Origin of the sequence: Williamwhitmania sp., from assembly GCA_035529935.1 — a bacterium.
Classification (GTDB): Bacteria; Bacteroidota; Bacteroidia; order Bacteroidales; family Williamwhitmaniaceae; genus Williamwhitmania.
The window spans coordinates 1-9,574 of sequence record DATKVT010000170.1 but is presented as its reverse complement, the minus strand read 5'-3'; the positions used below and the strand labels follow the sequence as shown (position 1 = coordinate 9,574).

Below are 9,574 nucleotides of genomic sequence, written 5' to 3'. Positions count from 1 at the left end.
TCAAACCGATCGAGGTCAAGAAGCACGGGAAGCTGGCCAAAAGCATTTTTAAATATGGTCTAACCTACATCGCAACTGTGCTGCTAAACGCTTATTATCAAGACAATATCGGAATATTTAAATTTTTGTCATGTACTTAGGGCTTTCAGTTACAAGTAACAAGATTTTTGTAGGAAGTTCGCTGTTGTTGGGGGCTGATGTTGTGTATAAATATGCTTTCTGTAGTAATATTCAAGGCATAAATTTCTGGTATAATTCACGCTTCTTGTCTACTATAATACAAACGTTGCGAGGGGTTTTATATGTGCTAACAAAAGAGGATGTTTCTTTTTGGCAAGGATCGTTCCGGCTGTAGTCGGGCGAGAATAAGCTGTTATACCAAAAAATAAATATCAGGACAGGTTAAGTTCCATGGAAATCAACGATCCAAAACTCTCATAATCCTTGATGCTTTTGTCAACTAGCATACGGTTAGATTGTAAAGGCGCATTCATTGTATCTTTTTGTTATTGATAACTTAGCCCAGCTATTTAGCGGTACCAATCTAAATACATTCAAAACGCTACCTTTACCATCAGTAGAATAAAGACTATTTGGCTTAATACGAATGAAATACTCTTCCATACTTACCTTTTACCGATTGCTGTATACCGGTATAGTGGTGGCAACACTATTAACCTCCTGTAAGAAGGAGGAGGGAAGTACCATTCCACCATCACAGAAGAGTAGCTACGCTTGGGATAAGTTTTCCATGGGTGCCGACCTGTCGTATGCCACGCAAATGGCCAACAATGGCTATACCTTTCGTGATTCCGGAAAGGTGAAGGACGAGTTCATCCTATTTAGGGACTATGGCTGCAATACGGTGAGGATTCGGCTGTTTGTTAACCCACAAACTTGCGTGAATGGTTCGGGTGGAACGGATGTTTATGCTCGGTTAGCCAATGTGGAAGCGCTAATTGCACGAGCAAAGGCTTTGCATTTAGCGGTGAATCTTGATTTGCACTACTCCGACTGCTGGGCTGATCCGGGAAACCAGTCTACTCCCGCCGCTTGGCAGAGCTGCAATGGTGATGTGGCTGCCATGTCCGACAGTGTTTATAGCTACACCCTTAGGGTTTTGAATGAGCTAAAGAGCAAGTCTCTAGTTCCCGAAATGATTCAAATTGGCAATGAGGTTAGCAACGGCATGCTGTGGCCCACAGGGAAGGTTGTCGATAGCGATTTTACCTCTTTTGCCCAGCTGCTCAATTCCGGTATTAGGGCGGTTCGCGACTTTTCACTTACCTCTACCATTAAACCTAAGATAATTCTGCACTGCAGCAGCTTAGATATTGCTGATTGGTGGCTTAATGGCATTATGCAAGCTGGGGTTACCGATTTCGATATGGTTGGTTTCTCCTACTACTTCAACTATCTTAGTTCAAACTCCCAGCTAACCAATGTGACAGGTGTAGCTGCCACCATTCGGCACATTACCGAAGTATACGGCAAGCCCGTAATCATTGTGGAAGTTGCTTACTATTGGTCCGGTGTTGATGCCACGGGCTACCCAATCTCCTTCAATCCAATAGTGGGATATCCCTATACATTGTCAGGGCAATACCAGTTTATGAAGGACTTTACCCAAGCGGTAATTGATGGCGGCGGCGTGGGTGTGCAGTATTGGGCTCCCGACTACCAGAATACGCCTTGGGGTGGCGAAATGGAGGCTCGAGCCCTGTTCGGTTTTGATGGAGATGCCTTACCTGCGTTAAATTTTATGAATAGCAGCTACAACTTTTAGGCTTTAGTATTTGCCGATTTTAAACCGAATAGGCTCTTCCCTTGTTGTATAGCCAATATAGCTCTGGCAGTATTCTTAGAGCATTAAATTGGTTGGCGACATGAAGTTATCAAGAGATTTTAGAGCATCGATGCTCCTTACTGGCAATAGCGGTGGCACAATCCTGGTTCGGCTGGTAGTTGGTGCTATTTTCCTATCAGAAGGAATTCAGAAATATCTTTTTCCAATGCTGGATGGTACCGCAAGGTTCCTGAAAATAGGGTTTAGCCATCCGGCGTTCTGGGCATACTTCACAGGATCGTTTGAAATTGTTTGTGGAATACTCATTCTTCTTGGCCTTATAACTCGATTGGCATCCATTCCATTGCTTATTGTTATGGCAACTGCGTTTGTAACTACCAAATGGCCCATACTGGTTGGTCAAGGATTTTGGCCCATGGCCCATGAATACCGGACCGATTTTGCCATGACCGTTCTCCTCGTCTATCTTCTCATTTACGGTGGTGGACGATGGTCCATCGATATTGTAATTGCAAAGAAATTTAGATCCTGAGCCATGTTTTTTAAAAAGTGGATATTTTCTCTTTTATTCAGCCTGTTTGTGCTGCTTCTGGCCCCGCTTGGCTATGCTGGTCCGCCATTCAATACCGATGATCCAGAACCTGTCGATTTTAAGCATTGGGAATACTACATTGCCTCCATTAATACCTTTCAGCGCAATGAGTGGTTGGGAACCGCGCCTCACGTGGAGGTAAACTATGGCTTGGTTCCAAATGTTCAGGTTCACCTTCTTTTACCAATGAACTACAGCTACATTAGGTATCAGGGTACGAACTTCGGTTACGGATATACAGAGTTGGGCATGAAGTATCGCTTTGTACAGGAGTCGGACGATAGACCTCAGATTGGCGTTTTTCCCATTGTTGAGGTGCCTACGGTGAAAAATCAGGAATTTAGTAACGGACGAACACAAGTCTATATTCCTCTGTGGATTCAGAAATCGTGGCGTAAACTCACAACCTACGGTGGCGTTGGCTACTGGATAAATCCCGGAGATGGTAATAAAAACTGGCTTTTTGCTGGTTGGGAAGTGCAGTACGATTTTTCGCCAACGATAACTCTTGGTGGAGAGCTTTACTACCACACAGCCAATACAATCGACGGTATGTCAGCTACTGCATTCAATGTTGGAGGGTCAATTAACTTTAGCTCAACAACGCATTTCATCTTTTCCGTAGGTCACAGCTTGGATAACGATAGCTTTACCAGCGCCTACGTGGGTTTGCTATGGACGATTTGAGAAGGTTAAAAGTTAATGGCTGACTTTAGTGAACCATACTTTTTATTTGCTTGATTCTGCTTTGTTAAGCAGCAATGGACGTTCTTTATTTTTAATTTTGTCAAGATATTAGTGAATACTGCTTGTTGCAACATTTATTGTTATGTGTTATGCAACTCGTTGATGTGTTGGTAGCAATTCTTCCTAAAATATTGACTGGTAAATGAGATATGCTCGGCTTCGCTCAAGCATGCCTTCAGGGCTAAAGGTTACTTTTCGTTCGTTAAAGTATAAGAACTTTCGTCTCTACTTCAGCGGACAGAGCATGTCGCTCATCGGAACCTGGATTCAACGAATTGCTACACCGTGGTTGGTCTATCGGCTAACCGGTTCCACCTTTTTGCTTGGAGTTGTTGGCTTTGCTGGACAAATACCCACCTTTCTGCTTGCGCCATTCGCCGGGGTGCTGGTCGATCGTTGGAATCGCTACCACATCCTTATTGCTACACAGGTTTTGGCCATGCTGCAGGCGTTTGCTTTGTCTATCCTATTTTTCATGGGAATAATTCAAATCTGGGAAATTATTGCGTTAAGCATAGTGTTGGGCTTGATAAACGCATTTGATTCGCCCGCACGACAATCGCTGCTGGTGCTCATGGTGGGAAGGAAGGAGGACTTGGGGAATGCCATTGCACTCAACTCATCTATGGTGAATGCTGCTAGGCTGCTGGGACCCTCCATAGCCGGTGTGCTCATTGCCACCACCGGAGAGGGAACTTGCTTTTTTTTGAATGGGTTGAGCTACTTATTTGTAATTGTTTCCTTGCTCTTTATGACCATCGATTTGTCGAAGTTGGAGCGAAGGAAAGGCAACATATTCAAGTCGCTCAAGGATGGTTTTAAGTATACCTTTGGCTTTGCACCTATTAAGTACATAATTCTGCTGCTTGCCCTGGTGAGCTTCATGGGTATGCCCTACACCGTGTTGATGCCCGTTTTTGCCAAGGAGATACTGCATGGTGGTGCACACACCTTTGGGTTCCTCATGGGGGCCTCGGGTGTTGGGGCCTTAACCGGAGCCATTTTTTTGGCTTCGCGACGCAGCGTGCTGGGACTTGGCAGAATTATCCCGACAGCTTCCATTATTTTTGGCGTGGGACTCGTCTCCTTTGCCTATTCGAGATTTCTCTTCCTCTCCATGGCTCTTATGGTGGTAGTAGGTTTGGGTATGATGCTCCAGATGGCAGCCAGTAATACCATAATTCAAACCATTGTGGACGACGATAAGCGTGGCCGCGTAATGAGCTTTTACGCGATGGCCTTCATGGGCACTGCACCATTTGGTAGCTTTTTTGCTGGCAGCATGGCCACTATGTTCAATGTTCCTATAACCATTATGGTTGGTGGCGTTGCCTGCATCATTGGCGGTGTGGTTTTTGCTAGCAAGTTAGGAAAGTTAAAAACCAAGGTTCGCCCCATTTATGTAAAGTTGGGGATTCTATCTGAGACAATGCCCTGACAGAAATTGTTGAGTTCTATTTCGGGTATTTTATTATTTGGTTCAACGCATTGTTTTCGCCGCTATATTTGCCTTCCATCATTTTTTCGCCTAACGCCTCTATGAAAAAACCTAACCGTAAGTCAACCAGTAATTTCCTGTTTCTCGCAATATTAGCCTTGGTTGGCATTACTAGTTGTATTCAACGGCAGCCTGTAAAGCGAATCGTAGGACTTTCTCAAATTCCGTCTGTGGCATTTGTGCTTCCCAACGATACTGCATCACTTGCTTTGGAGGAAAAGAATGACTTGTCCTCACTTAAAATGGTTCTTAATATTTCCGGCCTGCGATACACCGAAATCCCTGATAGTAATGTTAAAGGAGGAACGCTTGCCAGTTACAATCTTGTGGTTGTTCCTTTTGCCACAGCAAAGGCATTGGACGATTCTGCAGCTCAGGCGATGTTGACGGCAATAAAGTCGGGCAATAACATTTTGGTTGATGGCCCTTCAACACTCGCAACTATGCTTGGCGTGAAATTTATGCCAACCACCATAGCCGTTTCCCATATTCGTGATACACACTTTTCGGGGCGCACGCTTTACTGGACTACCACAGGTGAAGTGAACCCCTTTGATAACGCAGCCGGAACCGATTCTGTGCTTGCCTATGAGGAGGCTACTCACCAACCTATTGCAGTATCTGGATCGTATGGGAAGGGACGATTTATTAGCATAGCCACCCTGTTCGATCCCAACACACCTAACGGCACCTCGCGTTTCCCCTTTCTTATTGAATGGCTGGAGCACAACCTTGGCGTAGTTCGAATTGCTGAGAGAGGAGTTGGAGAGATATATTTCGATCCTGAAAACTATGATACTAACATATTGCAGGTTGATTCCCTAGCCCGACTTTGGCGTGAACGAAAAATAAAGCGGATTTATGCTGCGGGATGGTATTACGATACCCCTTACGACTATAGGGCACTAATAAAGGCTTGTCACGCAAACGGCATTCAGATATACTGCTGGCTCGAAACCCCTGAGGTTACTCGCAAAATGTGGGACGAGCATCCCGCGTGGAGGGAAAAAACTGCCACGGGTCGAGATGCATTTGTCGACTGGCGCAGGTTGATGAATATGGCCGATGACAGCTGCCGTAAGCAGGTTTTTAGGGAGCTGGATGGTTTGCTCATGCAGGACGATTGGGATGGTGTAAATTTCGCCGAAATGTATTTTGAACCCGATCCCGATGGTTTTAACAAACCGGAAAACTTTACACCAATGAACAGGGTAATCCGCAACGAATTTGAGCAGCAAGAAGGATTTGACCCACAGGAGCTTTTCAATATCTCAAGTGCTCATTACTGGAAAAGGGATAGGATTGGCTGGCGAAAGTTTGCCGATTACCGAAAGGATTTGGCATTTAGAATCAAAGACCAATTTCTAAACCATTTAATGGCGATTAAGCATCGCAAGAGAAGTTTTGAGGTAATGCTCACTGGAATTGATGTAAGCCTTAGGCCTGAAGATTCAGATAACATTGCTGAATCTACAGAAAATACGCTTGCTCTATGCAAAAAGTATGATATCTCACTTCAAATTGAAGATCCATCCATGTGCTGGAGTTCAGGACCGGAACGATTCGAGCAGCTGGGCAGGATATACCGCAAATCCATTCCAGATGAGAACCGTTTGATATTCGACTGTAATGTGGTGGTAAGCCACGAGCATGGTGAAGGAGGATTTCCCTCGGAGTGGCCATCGGGTGAGGAGTTACGGCAGATTACTTACAACATAGCGCTGCATAACATTCGCCCGGCTTTTTATTCTGAAGATGTTATAAATGTCTGCGATTACCGAAACATAAGCACCGTGCTTGCGCGGGAGGCCATCATTACCGAGCGAATACCCAATGAATGGGAGATTACAACCCCATATACCATTACGGTAAATGTTGGTTTAGCCAACCTTGGACTTACACTCGACGGCAAGCCATGGTTTGCACGTAACGGGCAGGAGGTAATCATCCCAAAAGGCAAGCACATGCTTCGCTTTTATACCAAACAGACTCTTATGACCACCATGGAAATGGAAGGCATTAGCGGTGAACTAAAGTGGGCAAGTTTCGCCAAAAATAGGTTGGAGTTTACCTATAACGAGGCAACCACCCCTTGCTATGTAATTCTGGACAGAAAGCCCTCAACCGTAAATGTAGATGGTATGAAGGCGAACGTTCCGCTGATGGGAGATGGTGATGTTGTTCTAAAGCTGCCCCAGGGTGAGCATACCGTTACGGTTTGGGGGAATGTGAAGCATCGGTAATGAAAACAACTCAATCGATCTTGTTACTGCTTTTAATATTCTTGTTCTGCTAATTATAACTTACCAATAGATGTCATCCTGCATGCGTTTGACCTGAATAGTTGTTTAAAAATTAGGCTCATAGGGTGAACGATTACCATAAAAAGATACCTTTGAGTGGATCTATTTCCCATTTCTTATTCCCGTTGAGCTATGAAAAAAGGCTTGGTTGTTTTAATATTTTTATCCATCGTATGCAGTTTCAGTAGTGTATTAGCGCAAAATTCAAAGGTGGATTCACTGAAAAAAGTTTTGGCACGAGCAAGGCAGGATACAGCGCGAATAGAAATTTACAACCAAATAGGAGATAGTTTTTTAAACGTTAATTTGGATTCTTCTTTATTCTATTTTAGTCAGGTGGTGAGGACTATTGAACATTGCCATGACTTAAACAAAGTCTCGATAAGAAAGAATAGTTTGCAACATGCAAAGGCCGAAAGGATTATTGGAGCTATATATACTGAAAAAGGAGATTACAAAATTGGAATTACCTATCTAATAAAATCAATTAAGGAATTTCAGGCCTTAGATGATCAGAAGATGATGGCGGTTGCATATAGAAACCTTGGCGTTGCTGAATGTGAGTTGGGAAACTTTGATTCGGCTATATATTTCTATACAAATTCGTTGAATATAAGTCGTAAACTTGATTTTGGTAGTAATGTGGCTAGTAATTATATTAATTTAGGCAATGTTTATTACTACCAAGGCATTTTCGATAAGGCAGAAGAATTTTATTTCAAGGCTCTTAAAATTAATGAACAACTTAAAAATCAAGCAGGAGTATCTTCAAGTTACACAAATCTTGGAGGGGTGTTTTACAGTGAGAAAAACTATAAAAAAGCAATCGACTTTTATACCAGATCCTTGCAAATAGATTCTAGTTTGAATGATAGAAGTGGAATGTCAATTGACTATAGTAATATTGGTTTGGCTTATAGTGATTTGAATCAATACAAAAAATCAATATTTTATTATCTTAAGTCCCTTAAAATTAGTGAGGAGCTAGGAGAGGAAAGTGGTTTGATTGATGTCTACAACAATTTAGGCTTAGCATATAAGGAAATAGGTGATTTTCATAATGCAATACACTACTACACTCAGTCGCTTAGAATAGCTAAAAAGTTATCGGACAAAAATGGTCTTGCAACAGCGCAGGTAAATCTATCTGATATATACGTTGAAATCGCTCAAAAGAGTGATTCCTTAAGAAAAATACATTATTTAGAAATGGCTCTAAAGTTTGGTAAATCTGCATTAGTAATATCTCGAGCTTGGAACTTGATGCAGCTGGAGAATTTTGCTTCAAAATCTTTAATGGGAGCCTATAAGGAGCAGAAAAATTGGAGTGAAGCCTATCGTTACGCTGAAGTTTATATTGCAACGAATGATAGTTTGTTTAGTACAACAAAAACCAAGGCTATTGCTGAAATGGAGGCCAAATATCAGAATGAAAAGAAGCAGAAGGAAATAGAGATACTTGAAAAGGATAATACCATTAGTGAAGAAAAGGCACACGTACAAAAGATCATCATTCTTAGCATTTCCATAGGTCTTTTATTGCTTGTTTTTATGATCACATTTATACTCAGACGGCTACAAATCACTCGCAGGCAGAAGCGGATTATAGAGGAGAAGAATAGCCTTCTTAATGAAAAAAATGAGGAAATTAGTGCCCAGCGTGACGAGATTGAAAGTCAGCGTGACTTAGTAGTAACACAGCGTGATAGAATTGAGACTCAGAGCCAAAAGATAACCGATAGCATTACCTATGCGCAACGCATCCAGCAAGCTGTATTGCCATCGGGCAATGCGATTGAAGACATTTTAGGTGATCACTTTATTCTCTTTAAACCGAAAGATATAGTTTCCGGCGATTTTTACTGGGCCACCCGCTCCAACGAACACCTTTTTGTTGCTGTGGCCGACTGCACCGGGCATGGTGTTCCAGGTGCCTTTATGAGCATGTTGGGAATTACGCTGCTAAACGAGATTGTTCGTCGCAAGGAGAATTTTAACGCAGCAGAAGTGCTTGATAGGTTGCGAGAGTTGATGATTGAGGCGCTGAAGCAGAAGGGGATAATTGGAGAGCAAAAGGATGGAATGGACATGGCCTTTTGTATTTTGAATACCAAAACCAATACGTTACAGTATGCTGGTGCAAATATTTCATTGAATATTGTTTCTGTAAATAGAGAATTGACGGTTATAGGCGCCGACAAACAACCTGTCGCCATCTTTGTAAAAATGAAACCTTTCACCAATCATGATATTCCTCTGTCGAAGGGCGATTGTATTTATTTGGCTAGTGATGGGTTTAAAGATCAATTTGGTGGCCCTCAGGGGAAGAAATACATGGTTAAACGCTTCTCCGAACTACTGATGAGCATTGCCGAAAAACCAATGGAAGAGCAAAGGCAGCTGCTAGATCAGACCTTTGAAAGTTGGCGTGGAGATCAGGAGCAGGTCGATGACTTAACAATATTGGGAGTTAGGGTCTAAGCAATTTTTAATCTCGTTAGGTCTAATTCCTCGAAGCTCTGCTTCGAAAATTAATTATATTTTTGTTATGTGAGTGACTATATACATAAAAGCCATAATGTAACTGTTATACTGTATCCTTTTGTTTGTCCTGCAAAATACAGGCG

Annotated in this window: 7 protein-coding genes; all 7 read left to right on the top strand. The window is 42.6% G+C overall.

Going from position 1 to position 9,574, the window contains the following annotated elements:
- The first annotated feature begins 607 nt into the window (after positions 1 to 607).
- On the top strand, positions 608 to 1,786 hold the full coding sequence (locus VMW01_13050) for a glycosyl hydrolase 53 family protein (GenBank protein ID HUW07180.1): 1,179 nt from the start codon (positions 608 to 610) through the stop codon (positions 1,784 to 1,786).
- A 100-nt stretch (positions 1,787 to 1,886) separates the two neighbouring features.
- A complete protein-coding gene (locus VMW01_13045) occupies positions 1,887 to 2,339 on the top strand; it encodes a DoxX family protein (protein HUW07179.1) in 453 nt (150 codons plus the stop codon).
- A gap of 3 nt (positions 2,340 to 2,342) precedes the next feature.
- Positions 2,343 to 3,086, top strand: coding sequence for a hypothetical protein (locus VMW01_13040; GenBank protein HUW07178.1), 744 nt, complete (start codon positions 2,343 to 2,345; stop codon positions 3,084 to 3,086).
- A 202-nt stretch (positions 3,087 to 3,288) separates the two neighbouring features.
- Entirely contained in the window at positions 3,289 to 4,584 is a 1,296-nt protein-coding gene (locus VMW01_13035; protein HUW07177.1) for an MFS transporter, read from the top strand.
- A 101-nt stretch (positions 4,585 to 4,685) separates the two neighbouring features.
- A complete protein-coding gene (locus VMW01_13030; protein ID HUW07176.1) occupies positions 4,686 to 6,887 on the top strand; it encodes a hypothetical protein in 2,202 nt (733 codons plus the stop codon).
- Positions 6,888 to 7,079: 192 nt separating this feature from the next.
- A complete protein-coding gene (locus VMW01_13025) occupies positions 7,080 to 9,428 on the top strand; it encodes a tetratricopeptide repeat protein (protein HUW07175.1) in 2,349 nt (782 codons plus the stop codon).
- A 69-nt stretch (positions 9,429 to 9,497) separates the two neighbouring features.
- Positions 9,498 to 9,574 (top strand): IS200/IS605 family transposase (locus tag VMW01_13020; GenBank protein ID HUW07174.1); only part of this gene is annotated, 77 nt, incomplete at its 3' end.

Bases quoted from the DNA above. Each gene is read 5' to 3' on its own strand.
- VMW01_13050 (HUW07180.1), top strand. From the start codon at position 608: ATGAAATACTCTTCCATACTTACCTTTTACCGATTGCTGTATACCGGT.
- VMW01_13045 (HUW07179.1), top strand. From the start codon at position 1,887: ATGAAGTTATCAAGAGATTTTAGAGCATCGATGCTCCTTACTGGCAAT.
- VMW01_13040 (HUW07178.1), top strand. From the start codon at position 2,343: ATGTTTTTTAAAAAGTGGATATTTTCTCTTTTATTCAGCCTGTTTGTG.
- VMW01_13035 (HUW07177.1), top strand. From the start codon at position 3,289: ATGAGATATGCTCGGCTTCGCTCAAGCATGCCTTCAGGGCTAAAGGTT.
- VMW01_13030 (HUW07176.1), top strand. From the start codon at position 4,686: ATGAAAAAACCTAACCGTAAGTCAACCAGTAATTTCCTGTTTCTCGCA.
- VMW01_13025 (HUW07175.1), top strand. From the start codon at position 7,080: ATGAAAAAAGGCTTGGTTGTTTTAATATTTTTATCCATCGTATGCAGT.